At 68.1% G+C, this 17,599-nt stretch carries 15 protein-coding genes; 9 read left to right on the top strand and 6 right to left on the bottom strand.

The genetic code is table 11. From position 1 onward, the window contains the following. The first annotated feature begins 33 nt into the window (after positions 1 to 33). From hemN to CBR61_RS06055, 6 genes are all read left to right on the top strand, one after another. Positions 34 to 1,344, top strand: a complete 1,311-nt coding sequence (gene hemN, locus CBR61_RS06080; RefSeq protein ID WP_088913555.1) for an oxygen-independent coproporphyrinogen III oxidase — start codon at positions 34 to 36, stop codon at positions 1,342 to 1,344. Positions 1,345 to 1,465: 121 nt separating this feature from the next. Next, the gene (gene gdhA, locus CBR61_RS06075; protein ID WP_088915489.1) at positions 1,466 to 2,821 is read left to right on the top strand and encodes an NADP-specific glutamate dehydrogenase; all 1,356 of its coding nucleotides are present in this window, start codon (positions 1,466 to 1,468) and stop codon (positions 2,819 to 2,821) included. A 173-nt stretch (positions 2,822 to 2,994) separates the two neighbouring features. Continuing rightward, on the top strand, positions 2,995 to 4,515 hold the full coding sequence (adh, locus tag CBR61_RS06070; protein ID WP_088913554.1) for an aldehyde dehydrogenase: 1,521 nt from the start codon (positions 2,995 to 2,997) through the stop codon (positions 4,513 to 4,515). A 118-nt stretch (positions 4,516 to 4,633) separates the two neighbouring features. Beyond that, a complete protein-coding gene (locus CBR61_RS06065) occupies positions 4,634 to 5,035 on the top strand; it encodes a DUF779 domain-containing protein (RefSeq protein WP_088913553.1) in 402 nt (133 codons plus the stop codon). 14 nt (positions 5,036 to 5,049) lie between these two features. After that, positions 5,050 to 6,273: an FIST N-terminal domain-containing protein gene (locus CBR61_RS06060; RefSeq protein WP_233996883.1), complete on the top strand. Its 1,224-nt coding sequence runs from the start codon at positions 5,050 to 5,052 to the stop codon at positions 6,271 to 6,273. After that, positions 6,273 to 8,471: an ATP-binding protein gene (locus CBR61_RS06055; RefSeq protein ID WP_088913552.1), complete on the top strand. Its 2,199-nt coding sequence runs from the start codon at positions 6,273 to 6,275 to the stop codon at positions 8,469 to 8,471. The genes CBR61_RS06060 and CBR61_RS06055 overlap by 1 nt, the downstream gene beginning before the upstream one ends. A 4-nt stretch (positions 8,472 to 8,475) precedes the next feature. On the opposite strand, the gene CBR61_RS06050 is transcribed toward CBR61_RS06055, so the two are convergent. The 4 genes from CBR61_RS06050 to pedF all read right to left on the bottom strand — a co-directional run bounded on the left by CBR61_RS06050 (position 8,476) and on the right by pedF (position 12,412). After that, positions 8,476 to 9,129, bottom strand: coding sequence for a response regulator (locus tag CBR61_RS06050; protein ID WP_088913551.1), 654 nt, complete (start codon positions 9,127 to 9,129; stop codon positions 8,476 to 8,478). A gap of 91 nt (positions 9,130 to 9,220) precedes the next feature. Then, positions 9,221 to 10,966, bottom strand: coding sequence for a methanol/ethanol family PQQ-dependent dehydrogenase (locus CBR61_RS06045; protein WP_088915487.1), 1,746 nt, complete (start codon positions 10,964 to 10,966; stop codon positions 9,221 to 9,223). A gap of 134 nt (positions 10,967 to 11,100) precedes the next feature. Further along, on the bottom strand, positions 11,101 to 11,943 hold the full coding sequence (locus CBR61_RS06040) for a substrate-binding periplasmic protein (protein WP_088915486.1): 843 nt from the start codon (positions 11,941 to 11,943) through the stop codon (positions 11,101 to 11,103). 34 nt (positions 11,944 to 11,977) lie between these two features. Continuing rightward, a complete protein-coding gene (gene pedF / locus CBR61_RS06035) occupies positions 11,978 to 12,412 on the bottom strand; it encodes a cytochrome c-550 PedF (protein WP_088913550.1) in 435 nt (144 codons plus the stop codon). A 143-nt stretch (positions 12,413 to 12,555) separates the two neighbouring features. On the opposite strand from pedF, the gene CBR61_RS06030 reads away from it, so the two are divergent. The 3 genes from CBR61_RS06030 (at position 12,556) to CBR61_RS17050 (ending at position 16,569) form a co-directional block, all read left to right on the top strand. Continuing rightward, positions 12,556 to 13,521, top strand: a complete 966-nt coding sequence (locus CBR61_RS06030; protein ID WP_088915485.1) for a PQQ-dependent catabolism-associated beta-propeller protein — start codon at positions 12,556 to 12,558, stop codon at positions 13,519 to 13,521. Positions 13,522 to 13,539: 18 nt separating this feature from the next. Beyond that, entirely contained in the window at positions 13,540 to 15,903 is a 2,364-nt protein-coding gene (locus CBR61_RS06025; RefSeq protein WP_088913549.1) for a TonB-dependent receptor, read from the top strand. 84 nt (positions 15,904 to 15,987) lie between these two features. Next, positions 15,988 to 16,569 carry a c-type cytochrome gene (locus tag CBR61_RS17050; protein WP_088913548.1) on the top strand — a complete coding sequence of 194 codons (582 nt, stop codon included), beginning with the start codon at positions 15,988 to 15,990 and terminating at the stop codon, positions 16,567 to 16,569. 55 nt (positions 16,570 to 16,624) lie between these two features. Here the strand turns inward: CBR61_RS17050 and CBR61_RS06015 are convergent, their stop codons facing one another. Together CBR61_RS06015 and CBR61_RS06010 are read right to left on the bottom strand one after the other, a co-directional pair. Beyond that, positions 16,625 to 16,918, bottom strand: a complete 294-nt coding sequence (locus tag CBR61_RS06015; RefSeq protein ID WP_088913547.1) for an EthD family reductase — start codon at positions 16,916 to 16,918, stop codon at positions 16,625 to 16,627. 27 nt (positions 16,919 to 16,945) lie between these two features. Further along, positions 16,946 to 17,533, bottom strand: a complete 588-nt coding sequence (locus tag CBR61_RS06010) for a rhodanese-like domain-containing protein (RefSeq protein WP_088913546.1) — start codon at positions 17,531 to 17,533, stop codon at positions 16,946 to 16,948. Positions 17,534 to 17,599: the final 66 nt, after the last annotated feature.

Genomic DNA, 17,599 nt, shown 5'->3' with positions numbered 1-17,599 from the left:
TCCGCGGACCAGCGCCGCGAGGAGCGCAAGAAGATGTGGTCATATATTCCCGAGCTGCTCGCGACCCCCGTGCCGCGCTATACCAGTTACCCCACCGCGGCCGATTTCGGCCCGCTCGAGGACGGCACCATCGAGCGCGCGGTGGCCGAGACGGAAGGCGATGTCTCGCTCTACCTCCACATCCCCTTCTGCGAGCAGATCTGCTACTATTGCGGCTGCAACACCGGCGCATCCGGCAAGCGCGCGCGGGTCGAGCACTACCTTGACGCGCTGCACCAGGAAATCGCCACGGTCGGCAGCCTGCTGCCGCCGTCGGCGCGGGTGCGGCGCATCGCTTTCGGCGGGGGCAGCCCCAATGCGATCCTGACCGGCGAGTTCCTGGCGCTGGTCGATGCGCTCCACGCCCACATGCCGCTCGCCGCGCCCGAATGGTCGATCGAGCTCGATCCGCGCAGCCTCACCGCCGAGTGGAGCCACGTGCTCGGCGCGGTCGGCGTCACGCGGGCGAGCATGGGCGTGCAGACCTTCGCCGCCCATTGCCAGAAGGCGATCGGGCGCGAGCAATCGCTCACGATGATCTGCCGCAGCGTCGACTGGCTGCGCAGCGCGGGCGTCACCTCGCTCAATTTCGACCTGATGTATGGCCTTCCCCACCAGAGCGAGGCGGATCTCGAGGACAGCCTCGAGATGACCCGCAAGCTCGGGGCGGATCGGATCGCGGTGTTCGGCTATGCCCATGTGCCCCACCTCGTGCCGCGCCAGACGATGATCCCCGAGAACGCCCTGCCCGGCGCGGCGGCGCGCTTCATCATGGCGAGCGAGGCGCACCGGATCCTCACCGGAGCGGGCTACGACGCGATCGGCTTCGACCACTTTGCCCTGCCGCAGGATTCGATGGCGCGCGCGGTGCGCAACGGCACGCTGCGTCGCAATTTCCAGGGCTTCACCGACGATCAGGCCGAGGCGCTGATCGGCCTCGGATCGACCGCCATCAGCGGCTTTGCGGGTCTGCTGGCCCAGAACGAGAAGCACACCGGTCGCTATCGCCAGCTTTCGGGCGAGGGGCGCCTGTCCGCCTCGCACGGGATCGTCCGCTCGGCCGAGGACCGGCGCCGGGGCGAGGTGATCGAGGCGCTGCTGTGCCGGGGCGAAGCGGCGGTGCCCGCCGACCTGCTGGCTGGGGCGGCCGAGCGGCTCGCCCCCTTCACGGCCGCAGGGCTCGCCGCCCTTTCGGGAGATCGGCTCGCGATCCTGCCAGGCGGGCTGCCCTATGCCCGGGTGATCGCCGCCCTGTTCGACAGCTACCGCGCCCTGACCCCCCGCCGCTTCTCCTCGGCGATCTGACCGCCCTCCCCCTTCCCTGTTGGTGCTTGCCAGAGGTCCGCTTTGGGCGGATAAAATGCCGCAAACAGACAAGCGGAGTCTCTATCGGGCGCATACATCGGCAAAAAGGGGGGGAATGAACATGGCAGTCACCGATCACGTCGACCTGAACGGCTTCATGGAGGGCGTGAAGAAGCGCAATCCGCACCAGCCGGAATTCGTCCAGGCGGTCCAGGAAGTGGCCGAGGACATCTTCGAATTCATGGAGGACAAGGAGGAGTATCACTCCCAGCAGATCCTCCGCCGCATCGCCGAGCCCGACCGGGTGGTGAGCTTCCGCGTGTGCTGGGAGGACGATGCCGGCAACATCCGCGTCCAGCGCGGCTGGCGCGTCCAGAACAACAACGCGATCGGGCCCTACAAGGGCGGCATCCGCTTCCACCCCTCCGTCACCGAGAGCGTGCTGAAGTTCCTCGCCTTCGAGCAGACCTTCAAGAACGCGCTCACCGGCCTGCCGATGGGCGGCGGCAAGGGCGGCTCCAACTTCAACCCCAAGGGCAAGAGCGTGCGCGAGATCATGCGCTTCTGCCAGTCCTTCATGACCGAACTCTACCGCCACATCGGCGCCGACATCGACGTGCCGGCGGGCGACATCGGCGTGGGCGGGCGCGAGATCGGCTTCATGTTCGGCCAGTACAAGCGCATTACCAACAACTTCACCGGCGTGCTGACCGGCAAGGGCCTCGAATGGGGCGGCTCGCTGATCCGCACCGAGGCGACCGGCTACGGCGCGGTCTATTTCCTCGAGAACATGCTCGCCACCAAGGGCGAGAACCTCGAGGGCAAGACTGCGGTCATCTCGGGCTCGGGCAATGTCGCGACCCATGCGGCGGAGAAGATCGTGCAGCTGGGTGGCAAGGTCCTGACCCTGTCCGACAGCGGGGGGTTCATCCATGATCCGGACGGCATCGATCAGGAGAAGATCGACTGGGTGAAGACCCACAAGACCCATCGCCGCGGCCGGATCGAGGAATATGTCGAGGCCTTCCCCAAGGCGACCTTCCATGCGGGCAAGACCCCGTGGGGCGTGCCCTGCGACGTCGCCCTGCCCTGCGCAACGCAGAACGAGCTGCTCGGCGAGGACGCCAAGACGCTCGTGGCGAACGGCTGCCGCGCGGTCAGCGAGGGCGCGAACATGCCGACCGACCTCGACGGGGTGCACACCTTCAAGGCGGCGAAGATCCTCTACGCCCCCGGCAAGGCATCGAACGCGGGCGGGGTCGCGGTCTCGGGCCTCGAGATGAGCCAGAACTCGGAGCGCCGCTCGTGGAAGGAGGAGGAACTCCAGCAGATGCTCAAGGACATCATGTCGGGCATCCACAATTCCTGCATCCGTTACGGCGATCAGGGCGGCGGCTATATCGACTACGTGAAGGGAGCGAATATCGCCGGCTTCAAGAAGGTCGCAGACGCGATGCTGGCCTTCGGCGTCGTCTGACCCGCAAGGCCTCGGCGCATCAGGAAAGGCCCCGCGCCCGTCCGGCGCGGGGCCCTTGCCGTTCCGGTGCCGAGACCGGCGCGGCGCGCGTCTCGGCCTAAGGTACAATTGGCCCGTCCCCGCGACAGGCGCACACTCCGCTCACGACAACCTGCGGCGAGAGGAGAAGCACCATGCTGGAACAGGCCCTGAGCAATTTCGAAGGCAAGTCCCTGATCAAGGGCAAGTACGACAACTTCATCGGCGGCCGCTGGGTGGCGCCGGTCAAGGGCCAGTATTTCGACAACATCTCGCCGGTGAACGGCAAGCGCGTGTGCCAGGTCGCCCGCGGCAGCGCCGAGGATATCGAACTCGCGCTCGATGCCGCGCACAAGGCCAAGGCCGCGTGGGGCCGCACCTCGACCACCGAGCGGTCGAACATTCTCAACCGCATCGCCCAGCGCATCGAGGACAATCTCGACATGCTCGCGCTGGTCGAGACGATCGACAATGGCAAGCCGATCCGCGAGACCACCGCGGCGGACCTGCCGCTGGCGGTCGATCACTTCCGCTATTTCGCCGGGTGCCTGCGCGCGCAGGAAGGCGGCATTTCGGAGATCGATCACGACACCATCGCCTACCACTTCCACGAGCCGCTCGGCGTGGTCGGCCAGATCATCCCCTGGAACTTCCCGCTGCTGATGGCGGTGTGGAAGCTGGCCCCGGCGCTGGCCGCCGGCAACTGCGTGGTGCTCAAACCCGCCGAACAGACCCCCATGAGCATCATGGTGCTGATGGAAGTGATCGCCGACCTCCTGCCCGAAGGCGTCGTCAACGTCGTCAATGGCTTCGGCATCGAGGCGGGCAAGCCGCTCGCCACCAGCCCGCGGATCGCCAAGATCGCCTTCACGGGGGAAACCACCACCGGCCGGCTGATCATGCAGTATGCGTCCGAGAACCTCATCCCCTGCACGCTCGAACTCGGCGGCAAGAGCCCCAACATCTTCTTCGCCGACGTGATGCGCGAGGATGACGACTATCTCGACAAGGCTCTCGAAGGCTTCGCGATGTTCGCGCTCAACCAGGGCGAGGTCTGCACCTGCCCGAGCCGCGCGCTGATCCACGAATCGATCTACGACCGCTTCATGGAAAAGGCGCTGGCCCGCGTGAACGCGATCAAGATGGGCAGCCCGCTCGATGCCGCGACCATGATCGGCGCGCAGGCCTCGAACGACCAGCTCGAGAAGATCCTGAGCTACATCGAGATCGGCAAGGGCGAGGGCGCGAAGGTGCTCGCCGGCGGCGGACGCTTCGTCCAGGAAGGCGAGCTGGCCGAAGGCTACTATGTCCAGCCGACCGTGCTCGAGGGCCACAACAAGATGCGGATCTTCCAGGAGGAAATCTTCGGCCCCGTGCTGTCGGTGACCACCTTCAAGGACGATGCCGAGGCCCTCGCCATCGCCAACGACACCCTCTACGGCCTCGGCGCCGGGGTGTGGAGCCGCGATGCCAACACCTGCTACCGCTTCGGCCGCGCGATCGAGGCGGGCCGGGTGTGGACCAACTGCTACCACGCCTACCCCGCCCATGCGGCCTTCGGCGGCTACAAGCAGTCGGGCATCGGGCGCGAAAACCACAGGATGATGCTCGAGCACTACCAGCAGACCAAGAACCTGCTGGTGAGCTACAGCCCCAAGGCGCTGGGCTTCTTCTGATCCGATTGGCCGGGACCTCCTCCCGCAAACCTCTCTCCCCGAGCAGGTTCCGGCGTCCCACGGGGCGGATGGCCACAAGGCCGTCCGCCCCGCTTTGTCGGCGAAGGAGAGATGCCCGATGACCACTGACGACACCCTGCCACCGAGGATCCTCGCCACGCCCGAGGCCGAAGGCTGGATCGCGCGCCTTGCCGCTGCGCACGGCCCGCTGATGTTCCACCAGTCCGGCGGCTGCTGCGACGGGTCCGCCCCGATGTGCTTCGTGCGCGGCGAGTTCCGGGTCGGCGCGCAGGACGTGCTTCTCGGCCACCTCGCGGGCGACACGCCGGTTTGGATCGGCGCCCGCCAGTTCGAATACTGGCGCCACACCCAGATCACCATCGACGTCGTGCCGGGCCGGGGTTCGGGGATGAGCCTCGAGGCACCCGAAGGCGTGCGCTTCGTCACCCGCAGCCGGGTCTTCACCGATGCCGAAGCAGCCGCGCTCGATGCGGCGGGCGACCCGCCGAAAGGGGGCTGAAAGGGCTTGCCGCTATGGCGAATCTGCAACATTATGACACCGGGATGAAGGCCCGGCCTTCATGGGAGATCTGGGAGAGGCCATTGCACGCACCGCGCCCTTCGGCGGCTGGCGGTCTTGTCGTTGCAAGTTCGCACGCCGCGTGTCCGGAAAGGGCCGTCGCCGAGATCGCCGCCGCGATCGAGGGACGCGCGCTGGCGGGCGGCGTGATCTTCTGTTCGAGCACCTACCCGCGCGACACGCTCGCCGCCGCGATCGGAGCGCATCTCGGCCACATCCCGCTCGCCGGCTGCACCAGCGCGGGCGAGATCACCGGGCGCGGCTATGATGCCGACAGCCTGCTATTCATGGGCTTCCCGGCCGAAGGCTTCACCTTCCGCGTGCTGCACGTCTCGGACATCGACAGCTTCGATCCCGAGGACGCCCGCCGCCAGGTCCGCCACCTCGCGGCCAATGCCCGCCACGAGGCGCGCGTTCTCGGCGAGAATGCGAGCCAGGTCGCGCTGTTCCTGGTCGACGGCCTCTCGCACCGCGAGGAGCTGCTCACCATGACCGTGCAGGACGCGCTCGGCGACATCCCACTGATCGGCGGATCGAGCGGCGACGGGTTGCTGTTCAGCGAGACCGGCGTGCTGTGCGACGGCGCCTTCCGATCCGGCACGGCGGCGATCATCATGCTCACCAGCGCCCGGCCGATGCAGGTCCATTCCGAATGCTTCTACGAGCCGGGCCCCGCGAAGATGGTGGTGACCGCCGCCGATCCCGAGCGGCGCATCGTCCACGAGATCAACGCCGCGCCCGCCGCCGACGAATACCGCCGTCTCGCCGGCGCGCCGGGGGCCGAGCTCGACACCGCCTTCTTCGCCGCCCATCCGCCGATGGTGCGCGCCGGCGGCGTCTATCACGTGCGCGCGATCCAGACCGCCAACCCCGACGGCAGCCTCACCTTCTACGGCGCGGTCGATCGCGGGATCGTGCTTTCGGTCGGCGAGCCGGTCGACCGGATCGCGCGGACGGAAGCCTTCTTCGCCCGCCTGCGCGCCGAATTCGGCGAGGTCGATCACGTGCTCGGCTTCGACTGCGTGCTCAACCGCATCGATGCCGAAACCCGCCAGATCACCCGCGCGATCTCGGACATCTACGCCGCCAACCGCGTGACGGGCTTCAACACCTATGGCGAACAGTTCCGCGCCGCCCATCTCAACCAGACCTTCAGCTGCCTGGTGATCGGCCGCTGATGACGGCAACGCTCGAGAGCGACGAGATTGCCCGCCTGAAGGAGCAGGTGCGCAAGCTCGAGGCGATCAATGCCGCCCTGATGGACCGTGTCGAGCGCGCCAGCGACCTGCACGGCGGGGCCTTCTCGATGTTCGAGAACGCGATCACGCTGGAGGCGATGGTGCGTGGCCGCACCAACGAGCTCGAGGACGCGATGGTGCGGCTCGCAACCATCAACGCCCAGATCGAGGCCGCCCGCAACGATGCCGACGCCGCCCGCGCGCGGCTGCGCGACGCGATCGAATCCCTCTCCGACGGCTTCGCCCTGTTCGATGCCGAGGACCGGCTGGTGATGTGCAACACCGCTTTCCTTGCGATCTGGCCCGAATTCCACGATCTGGTCGAGCAACGCCCGAGCTTCGCCGATCTGGTCGATGTGCTCGCGGGCAACGGCAGCGCGGTCGGATCGCTGGTCGCGCCCGAACGCTGGAAGCAGGAACGCCTCGCCCGGCACCGCAACGCCGGGGCCCATGTCCAGCTCCTGTCGGACGGACGCTGGCTCCAGATCAACGAGCTGCGCACCAGCGAGGGTGGCACGGTCAGCATCTACACCGACATCACCAGCGTGAAGGCGGAGGACGCCCGCCAGCGCGCGCGCGAACTGGCCGAACGCAACCTCGCGCTCCAATCGACGCTCGACACCCTCTCGGAAGGCGCGTGCCTGTTCGGCCCCAACGGGCAGCTACAGGCGTGGAACGACGAGCTCGCCAACATGCTGCACCTCAACCGCGACGTGATGGCGGTGATCGGCACCCACGGGCAGTTCGTGCAGCACTGCATTTCGCGCTGCCGGCTGGACCGGCCGCAGGCAGTGGAATGGCGCGAGGGCCGGGGCCCGCGGATTTCCACCGACTGCATGCTCGGCAGCCGTAATTTCGTGATCCGTTCGGTCACGCTCGCGAGCGGCGGCATGGCCTTCGCCTTCGACGACGTGACCGACCGCATCCGGTTCCAGAAGAGCATGACCGAGGTCGCCGAGACGCTGGAACGGGCCGTCAAGCAGCGCACCGCCGAACTGGTCGAGGTCAACCGTCAGCTCGCCGAGGCCAAGGACGAGGCGGAGCTGGCGAACCTGTCCAAGACCCGCTTCCTCGCGGCGGCCAGCCACGACCTGCTGCAACCGCTCAACGCCGCGCGCCTGTTCGTCTCGGCGCTGCACGAGAAGCGGCTGGCGGCGAGCACGCGCGGGCTGGTCGGGCAGGCCTCGATCGCGCTCGATTCGGTCGAGGACCTGCTCGAGAGCCTGTTCGAGATATCGCGGCTCGATGCAGGCGCGATCCAGCCAGAGATCCGCACCATCTCGCTCGACCGGATGCTGTCGGCGCTGCGGATCGAGTTCGCCCCGCTCGCGCGTTCGCGCGGGCTGGCGTTCAGCGTCGCCGAAACGGGGCTCCATGTCTCGAGCGACGTGCAGATGCTGCGCCGGGTGCTGCAGAACCTCGTATCGAACGCGATCCGCTACACCGCCGCGGGCAGCGTCACCGTGAGCGCGCAGCGCGAGGGCGACCGGGTGACGGTGGCGGTGACCGACACCGGCCCCGGCATCGCTGCCGGCGAACAGCGCGTGGTGTTCGAGGAATTCCGCCGGCTCGAGGCGACGCGCAAGATCCCCGGCCACGGGCTCGGCCTCGCGATCGTGAGGCGCAGCTGCGCCAAGCTGGGCCACGGGGTCGCGCTCGATTCCGCGCCGGGGCGCGGCTCGACCTTCTCGGTGACGCTGCCGGCCGCCGATGCCGATGTGGCCGCAGCGGCCACGGTCGCGGCACGCGGGGCCAAGACGGCCCCGGCGAGCGGCGCGATCCTCGTGATCGACAACGACGAGGCGATCCTTGCCGGGATGCGCGCGCTGCTGGAGAACTGGGGGCACCGGGCGATCACCGCGGTCGGCCCCGACCGGCCCGAGGTGCGCGCCGCGGCCGAAGCCGGGCTGTCGCTGATGCTGGCCGACTATCACCTCGAGGACGGGCTTACCGGCGATATCGCGGTGGCGCGGGTGCGGGCGATGCACAAGGGCGATCTGCCCGCCGCGATCGTCACCGCCGACCGCAGCGAGGAAGTCCGCGCGAGCCTTGCGGCGCAGGGCCTGCCGGTGCTCGGAAAGCCGATCAAGCCCGCCCAGCTGCGCGCCCTGCTGCGCCAGCTCGCGGTCCCGGCCTAGGGCCCTAGCCCTCGAAATTCACCCGGTTGGCGAGGATCACCGCCTGGGTGCGGCTGAAGACGTTGAGCTTGCACAGGATCGCCGAGACGTGCGCCTTGACGGTCGTCATCGAGATGTCGAGTTCGTGGGCGATCTGCTTGTTGAGCCGACCTGCCACGAGCCGCCCGAGCACCACGCGCTGCTGGGGGGTGAGGCTGTCGATCAGCTTGCGGATCTTCTCCTCCTCCTCGTCCGCCAGTGGGTCGCTCTGCAGTTCGCCGGGGGCGTAGATCTCGCCCATCAGCACCTGGCCGATCGCATCGAGGATGGTCGCCCGGTCGAGTGTCTTGGGCAGGAACCCCGCCGCGCCTGCCGCCAGCGCATCGCGCACCGTGACGCGGTCGTAGGAGCCCGACACCATCACCACCGGCAGGCTCGGGAAGTCGGCGCGCAACTGTTCCAGCGCGGAGAAGCGCTGTGCATCGGGAATGTTGAGATCGAGCAGCACCATGTCGGGGTCGGGCATCGCCTCGAGCGCCGCCAGCGCCTCGGCGAAGCTGCCGGCCTCGGCGATGGCGCAGTCGGGGAAACTCGACAGCAGGATGGCGCTGAGGCCGTCGCGGATCAGCCCGTGATCATCGACGATCAGAACGCGTTCGAGGGGCGGCGCTTCGGTCATGGGATATCTCTATCGCCTGAACCCGGCGGGGCAAGAGGATGCAACAGAGGGGGGCGCGAGCCTCGGCCCCCGCCCCCGTCTGCGCTTGCCCTCACTTGGGCAGCTTGAACACCCAGAGCGAACCGCCCTGGCTGATTTCCTTGAAGGTCTTGGCGACCTCGCCGCCCCACAGAGGCACCGCGCCGCCCCAGCCGGACATGACCGCGACATACTGCTCGCCGTCCTGTTCCCAGGTGACGGGCGACCCGACCACGCCCGAACCGGTCTGGAACTTCCACAGCTCCTTGCCGGTCTTGGCGTCGAAGGCCTTGAGGTAGCCCTCAGGCGTTCCGGTAAAGACCAGGTTGCCGCGGGTCGTCAGGACGCCGCCCCACAGCGGAGCCTTGTTCTTGTATTCCCACATGACCTTGCCGGTCTTGGGATCGATGGCGCGCAGCGCGCCGATGTGATCCTCGGCAATCGGCTTGATGGTGAAGCCCGCGCCCAGATAGGCCGCGCCCTTCTTGTAGGCGATCGGCTCGTTCCAGATGTCCATGCCCCAGTCGTTCGAGGGGACGTAGAACATCTCGGTGTCGGGCGAATAGGCCATCGGCATCCAGTTCTTGCCGCCAAGGAACGAGGGCGCGGCGAACACCGACTTGCCCTTTTCCGCCGTGCCCGGCGCGCCGGGGCGGTTGTCGTCGTTGTAGACGGGACGGCCCGTTTTGAGGTCGATCTTGCTCGCCCAGGTCGGCTGCATGACAAAGGGCGTGGCGTTCATCAGCTTCCCGTTGGTGCGGTCGAGCACGTAGAAGAAGCCGTTGCGGTCGGCCTTGGCGCCGAGCTTCATCTTCTTGCCCTTGAACTCGCCGTCGAAGGGGATGAACTCGTTCACGCCGTCGAAGTCCCAGCCGTCGTGCGGAGTGGTCTGGTAGTGCCACTTGATCACCCCGGTATCGGGATCGATTGCGAGGGTCGAGGCGGTGTAGAGGTTGTCGCCCGGGCGCAGGTGGCTGTTCCACGGGGCCGGGTTGCCGGTGCCGAAGAAGACGAGGTTGGTGTCGGGGTCATAGGTCCCGCCAAGCCAGGTCGCCCCGCCGCCGGTCTTCCACAGATCGCCTTCCCAGGTGGCGTTGGTCTTGCCGGTGATGCCGTTGTCCTTGCCGTTGAGCGTGCCCATGTGGCCCTCGATCACGGGCCGGGTCCAGACGATCTCGCCGGTGTCGACATTGCGCGCCTGCACCTCGCCGACCGCGCCGAACTCGCCGCCGGAATTGCCGGTGATGACGAGGTTCTTCACGATGATCGGAGCGGCGGTGGCGGAATAGCCAGCCTTGTAGTCGGCGGTCATCTTGTTCCAGATCACCTTGCCGGTCTTGCGGTTGAGCGCGACGAGCCGCGCATCGAGCGTGGCGAAGATCACCTTGTCGCCGTGGATCGCCGCACCGCGGTTGACGACGTCGCAGCAGGGCATGATGCCGTCAGGCAGGCGATGGTTGTATTCCCACAGCTTCTCGCCGGTGCGCGCATCGAAGGCGAAGAGGCGCGAATAGGAGCCGGTAACGTAGATCACCCCGTCATAGACGATCGGTTGCGATTCCTGCCCGCGCTGCTTTTCCCCGCCGAGCGAGGCGGCGAAGGCCGGGACCATCTTCGCGACGTTTTCGGTGTTGATCTGCTCGAGCGGGCTGAAACGCTGCTGCTGCGGCCCCATGCCGTAGGTCAGAACGTCGCCGGTCGTCGCAGCGTCGTTCATCAGCTGATCCATCGTCGGCCCGTCTTCGGCCAGAGCCGGTGCGGTGATCGCAAGGCCTGCAAGCGCGACGCCCGCGGCCAGGATATTGGTCAAGCCCTTCATCATTCCCTCCTTATCTCTTCTCTTTGTCCCCGACCGGCCGCGAAGGGCCCGAGCGGGTCACACCCCCATCAGGAAATCCAAGCCTAGCCCCCGTGCCAGCGGCAACAATTGAACCTTGGAACTAGGCGGGCGGCCTAGCCGATGGCCTTCGTCGCGGCGGCCGCCTGCCAGGTGACGCCGGCCTTGGCGAAGAGCGCCTTCATCCGGCCATCGGCGGTCATGCGCGCGACGATGTCCTCGACCGCGAAGCCCAGCGTGCGGCTGTCCTCGCGCACCGCCATGCCGATGTCCCACCCGTCCGAGGGCAGCATCGGCAGCGGGGTCTTGCGAAGCTTCGCCCCGCTGCCGGCGCTGTCTGCCATCGCGGCCTCGATCTGGGCGCGGGTGGCGACGGCCATCTCGACCTCGCCTTCATGCACCGCGAGGGCTGCGGCATGGCCGGTGGGATAGTGCTGGACATCGCCGCGCAGGATCCCGCCGAAACCGCCGACGAGGTAGAAATCGGGGATCGAATCCAGCTCCGCACCGACCTTGCTGCCGACGAACCGCTGCGGCGGCTGGTCGCAATCGCGGGTCTGGGCCGAGCACAGTGCACTGAATTCCTCGCGGTAATAGGGCGCGACGAAGACCACCTGGTCCTCCTTCGCCGCCAGCTGCATGTCGAAGGGCACGTGCAGCATGAGGTCGCAGCGGCGGAAGCCGAGCAGCCCGCCGCGCCAGATCACGTTGCGCAGGTCGTCCGAGAGTTCCTCGTCGGCGGTGAACAGCGCGATCTCGGGCTTCACGCCGAGCTGCTCGGCGATCGCGAGCGCGAGATCGACGTCGATCCCGGCCGGCTGCCCGCCACCCCGGTCCCACGACCACGGGCGGTTGTCGGCATAGAGCCCGACACGCAGGATGCCGAGCTCCCGCACCTTGGCGAGGGGCGCCGCCCCGAGCGGTCCCGACAGTGCCATTGCGCAGCCTGCGCCGACCATGCCGGCGAGGAATCCCCTGCGGGTATCGGCCACCTTACTCTTCCGTGTACTTCGTTTCGAGGAAGGCGCGGATCGCCCAGCCCGCCTTCTGGCCGAGCACCTCGCCGAAGGGCGGCATGTAGACCTTGCCGTCATGGCTCGACCCGTTGCGGAAGCGCTCCATATACCACTGGTCGCCGCTCTCGCCGAGTTCGAGATAACGCAGGTCGGGTGCGATCCCGCCCGAGATCGCTTCGAGCCCGTGGCAGCGCGCGCAGTTCTGGTTGTAGGCGGACGTGCCGATCTCGATCGCCCGGGCGTTGCCGCTGTAGGGATTCTTCTCGAGCCAGGCCTCGCCGATGTCGGGCAGGTCGGATGTGTCGACGGCCTGCGGCGTGACATCGCCATGGGCCATGATCTGGGGCCCGGCCGCCATCGCCAGAGAGGCGATCGCCGCACCGAGCAGGATGCGTCCGGCGTAGTTTTTCATCTCACAAACCCCTTTGTGCCTCAGGTGCCGCGCGGTTCGCGCAGCGACATTCTCCCGTGCCATCAGATTACGCCCAAGTGCCCGAATCCCCATTGCACTTTGGTACAATCGCGGGGCGAAAGGGGGTCTGTAGGATGCCTGCCATGATATTCCGTCGCTTGCCCCTTTGTCTGGCTGCCGCCGCTCTGGCCGTACCCGCCGCCGCGCAGACGGCCTATGTCAGCAACGAACGCGGAAGCACCGTCAGTGTTATCGACATCGCCAGCGGAACGGTGAAAGCCACCTTCGACGTCGGCCAGCGCCCGCGCGGGATCCTGCTGAGCCGCGACGGCAAGTACCTCTACATCTGCGCCAGCCTCGACAACGCGGTCGAGATCCGCGACGCCGCAACCGGCGCGCTGGTCGCGGTGATGCCGGCGGGCAACGATCCCGAACAGTTCTTCCTCTCCCCCGACGGCACCACGCTGTTCGTTTCGAACGAGGACGATGCGGCCGCCACCGCCATCGACCTCGCCGCCCGCAAGGTCGCCTGGCAGGTCGAGGTCGGCGAGGAGCCCGAAGGCATCGCGGTCAGCCCCGACGGCAAGTGGCTGCTCGTCGCCTCCGAGGAGGAGAACACCGTCAGCTGGATCGACCTCGCCACCCGCGAGACTGTCGCCGAAATCGAAACCGAAGCCCGTCCGCGCCACATCGAGTTCACGCCCGATGGCCGCCATGTCTGGATCGCCGCCGAGATCGGGCAGACGGTCCATGTGATCGACGTGGCGACGCGCGAGATTGTGGAGACGATCCCCTTCGCGCCGCCCGGGGCCATGCCCTACAAGGTGCTGCCCTGCGGCATCCGCTTCACACCGGACGGCAAGACCGCCGTGATCGCGCTCGGCCGGGCGGACTCCATCGCGCTGGTCGATGTCGAGACCCGCAAGGTGCGCGGCTACGTCAACACCGGCGGACGCCCGTGGCACCTGGCCATCACCGCCGACGGCACACGCGCCGTGGTCGCCAACGGCACCAGCGACGATGTCGCGGTGGTCGAACTCGCCACTGGCCAGTTGGTCTCCCGCATCCCGGCGGGCGAAGGGCCGTGGGGGGTCGTGCTGGCGGAATAGGAAACGAACAGAGGGACAATGGCCGCGACAGACGGCCGGAACGGAGGGGAAGTGCGAAGGGTTGCAGCATTTCTGCTGACGGGGGCGGCGTGCGTCGTTCCTGCGGTGACACAGGCCGAGGACGCGGCGTCGGCAGATGCTCCGGACGCGCCGATCATCGTGACCGCGCCGGGCGGAGACATCGATCTCGACGATGCGCTCGCGCTCGAACGGCGCGACATCGCCATCGCGGGCACCCCGGACCTGCTCGCCGCGCTCCAGCGCAATTTCGCCGGCGTCAGCGCGCAGGACGCGCAGAACAATCCGTGGCAGCCCAACCTCGTCTATCGCGGCTATGTCGCCTCGCCGCTGGTCGGGCAGGCGCAGGGCCTTGCCGCCTATGTCGACGGGGCGCGCTTCAACCAGCCTTTCGGTGATACGGTCAACTTCGAGCTGATCCCCGATGCCGCGATCCGCTCCGTCACCCTGCGCGATGCGAGCCCGGTCTATGGGCTCAACACTCTGGGCGGCGCGCTGGTGATCGAGACTGCAACCGGTCAGAGTGTGCAGGGCGTCGATGCGGCGGCGGCCATCGGCTCATACGGCGAGCGCGATCTCAGCCTCTCGGCCGGCGATGCGATCGGCGGCTTCAGCTGGTTCGGCGCGGTGCAGTACCGCGAGGAAGACGGATGGCGCGATTTCAGCCCCTCAGACCTCGTCAACGGCTTCGTCGACCTGGGCTATGACGGCGCGCGCGCCGGGCTGCACGTCAAGGCCATCGGGGCCGATACCGACCTCACCGGCAACGGCGTCGCGCCGGTCGAGCTGCTTGAGGCCCGCCGCCAGTCAGTCTTCACCTGGCCCGACAACCAGCGCAACTCCTACGGCCGGATCAGCCTCCACCCGTGGCTGGCTATCAGCGATTCCGTCCGCTTCGAGGCGACGCTCTACCGCCAGCGCCGCAAGGCATCGCTCCTGAACGGTGATGCCGCCGACATCGAGGAATGCGAGGACGATCCGGCGCTGGAGGGCCTGCTGTGCCTCGAAAGCGTCGGCGATGACGGCGACGAGGAGCAGGCGCTGCTGACCGACGGCGCGGGCAATGTGATCGGCGACGTCCTCGACGGCGGGGATTACGGCGTCTTCAACCGCGGCACCATCCGCTCGCGCTCGGAAGGCTTCCTCGCGCAGATTATCACCGAGCAGGACATCGGCGCGCGTACCAACCGGCTGGTGCTGGGCGTGAGCTACGATTCGAGCGAGAACGACTTCGCCGCCTCGACCGAACTCGGCGCCCTGACCGAGGATCGCAGCGTCGAGGGACTCGGCGTGTTCATCGACCAGGCCGACAACGCCATCGCCCCGGTAGAGCTGAAAACCCGATCGCGCTTCTGGGGCCTCTTCGCCAGCGACACCCTGCCATTGGGCGAGACGCTGACCGCGGAGATCGGACTGCGCTGGAACCATGCGCGAATCGTGCTCGAGGACCAGATCGGCACGGCGCTGAACGGCGACCATTCCTTCAGCCGCCTCAATCCGGGGATCGAGCTCGACTGGGCGGTGACGCCCGAGGTGAGCCTGCGTGCGGGCTATGCCGAGAGCAACCGCGTGCCGACCGAGGCGGAACTGTCCTGCGCCGACGAGGACGCGCCGTGCAGCCTCACCAATTTCTTCATCGCCGACCCGCCGTTGGAACAGGTGGTCGCCAAGACGTTCGAGCTCGGCGCATCGGGCAGCCACCGGGCGGGCGGATGGGAGATCGACTGGCTCGCCTCGGCCTACCGCGCGACCAACGTCAACGACATCCAGTTCATCGCCTCCAGCACCCGCGGGCGCGGCTTCTTCGAGAATATCGGGCGCACCCGGCGCCAGGGTTTCGAGGCGAGCCTCGGCGTGCGGCGCGGCGGTTTCCGGATCGGGGCGAGCTACGCCTTCATCGACGCGACCTTCCGCCTGCCGGTCACGCTCAGCAGCCCCGCCAACCCCGAGGCGAACGACGAGGGCGAAATCTTCGTCGAAGCGGGCGACCGGTTGACCGGCATCCCCCGCCACAGCGCCACCCTGACCGCCGACTACGAGGGCCGGATCGGCACACGCAGCTTCGCGATCGGCGGCGACATGGTCGCGCGCTCGGGCCTGCTGCTGTTCGGCGACGAGGCGAACCAGAACCCCGAGGTGCCGGGCTACGTCGTCTTCAACCTGCGGGGCCGGATCGAGGTCGTGAAGGGCGCCTCGCTGTTCGGAGAGGTGCGCAACGTCTTCGACCGCGACTTCGCGACCTTCGGCACCTTCAGCGAGGTGGACGAGGTCGATCTCGCCGAAGCACCGGACGCCTCCGACCCGCGCGCCTTCGGCCCGGGCGCACCGCGCCGCTTCACCGTGGGGATCGCCCTCGCCTTCTGACTTCGTCCGAAGGTGCAATGTCGGGAGGGCGGGGAAACTGTCATTGTCACGCCCAACGAACGACATTTTCGAGGGAGGATCAACATGACACTGCGCAAGCTCTCCGCCGGCGGCTCGCTGGCCCTGGCCCTGGCTCTCGCGGCATGTTCCGGCGGCGAGCCCGCCGCCGACGAACCCGCAGCGACCGAAACTCCGGCTGCGGACACTGCCCCCGCAGCCGACGCGCCCGTCGCCGATGCGACCGCCGAGGCCACTCCGGCTCCGGAAGCCAGCCCCGCCGTCGAGCCCGAGAAGGCTGCCGCCGCCGCGCCTGCGGCTCCCGCAAAGCCCGCCGCAGCGCCTGCCGCCGAGGTGGTCAAGGTCGCCGCCACCGTCGCCCCGCCCGCAAGCTTCGGGCGCTGCGCCGTGTGCCACACCGCCGACAAGGGCGGCGAGGACAAGCTCGGCCCCAATCTCTACGGGGTCTTCGGCAAGCCTGCCGCCAAGGGCAGCTTCGCCTTCTCCGACCAGCTCAAGGGCGCGGGCCTCGTGCTCGACGAGCCGACCCTCCACAAGTGGCTGGAGAACCCCAAGGCGCTGGTGCCGGGCAACCGCATGAGCTTCCCCGGGATCAAGGACGCGGCCAAGCGTCAGGAAATCATCAACTACCTCAAGCAGCAGAGCTGAGGATCGCGGTCGGCGCGGGGCAGGACGGGATCGCCTGCACCGGCGCCCCCAGGGATCAAGCCGTGCGGTAGATGCTCGGCTGGATATCGGTGAAGTTGGCGATGTCGGCCATCACCGCCGCCGTCGCGGGCGAGGCGAGCGCGGTATCGATTGCCGCGCTGTCGGCAAACCGCAGCACCACCATCGCAGCCGCCGGCTGCGCCGCGTCCGCGGGCCAGAGAATCTCCGCCCCCGTCAGCCCGAGGCCGCCCCAGCTTTCCTCGACCAGCGGGATATGGGTTTCGCGGTAATAGGCGGCATCGAAGCGCGCCCCTTCGGCTTGCGGGTAGCTCACCACCAGATTGGCCATATTCTCAGTCTCCTCCTGTTGTTGTCGTCATGAAGCGGGGACCGCGACCGGGGTCGCGGCAATGAGCGGGCGGCCCGCGGCGTGCCAGCCGTCGGTGCCCTCGGCGAGCCAATGGACATTGGCAACGCCGCGCAGGGCGAGGCGGCGCGCGGCGTTCCAGCTCATCCAGCAATCGGTGCGGCAGAACAGGATCACCGGCCTGTCCGGCGCGGTCCGCCGCGCTTCGCGCACCGCCGCCTCGAGCGCCTGCCACAGCACCGGATCGACGGGGGTGCGGCCGGTCTCGGGGAACCACAGGGCGCCGGGAATGGTCAGGTGCCCGGTGCTGAGCGTCCAGACCCCGGTGGCCGGATCGCGCACCCCGCCTTCGACCGGCATGACGTCAAGAAACAGCGCGTCCCGCCCGGGTGCGAGCGCCAGCGCCTCGGCAAGACCGATCGCGGCAGCAGGGGCGGGATCGGCCTTGACCGGCGCACGGTAGCGGGCGGCGCGGTAGCCTTGCGCATCGAACAGCGCAGGCTCGGCGCTGCGGGGCTGTGGCTGCGGCTCGCGGGCCTGAACGCCCGCCACCAGCGCCAGCGCCGCCATGCCTGCCACGATCCCTGTCCTGCGCATCCCCGTCCCCTCTTGGTCCAAGGTACAATATGCCCCGTGTGCGCGAGCGGAATACATTGTCCAATG

Source organism: Porphyrobacter sp. CACIAM 03H1, assembly GCF_002215495.1.
Classification (GTDB): Bacteria; Pseudomonadota; Alphaproteobacteria; order Sphingomonadales; family Sphingomonadaceae; genus Erythrobacter.
Note: the sequence above shows the minus strand (reverse complement) of the source record. Positions and strands in the feature narration are given on the sequence as shown.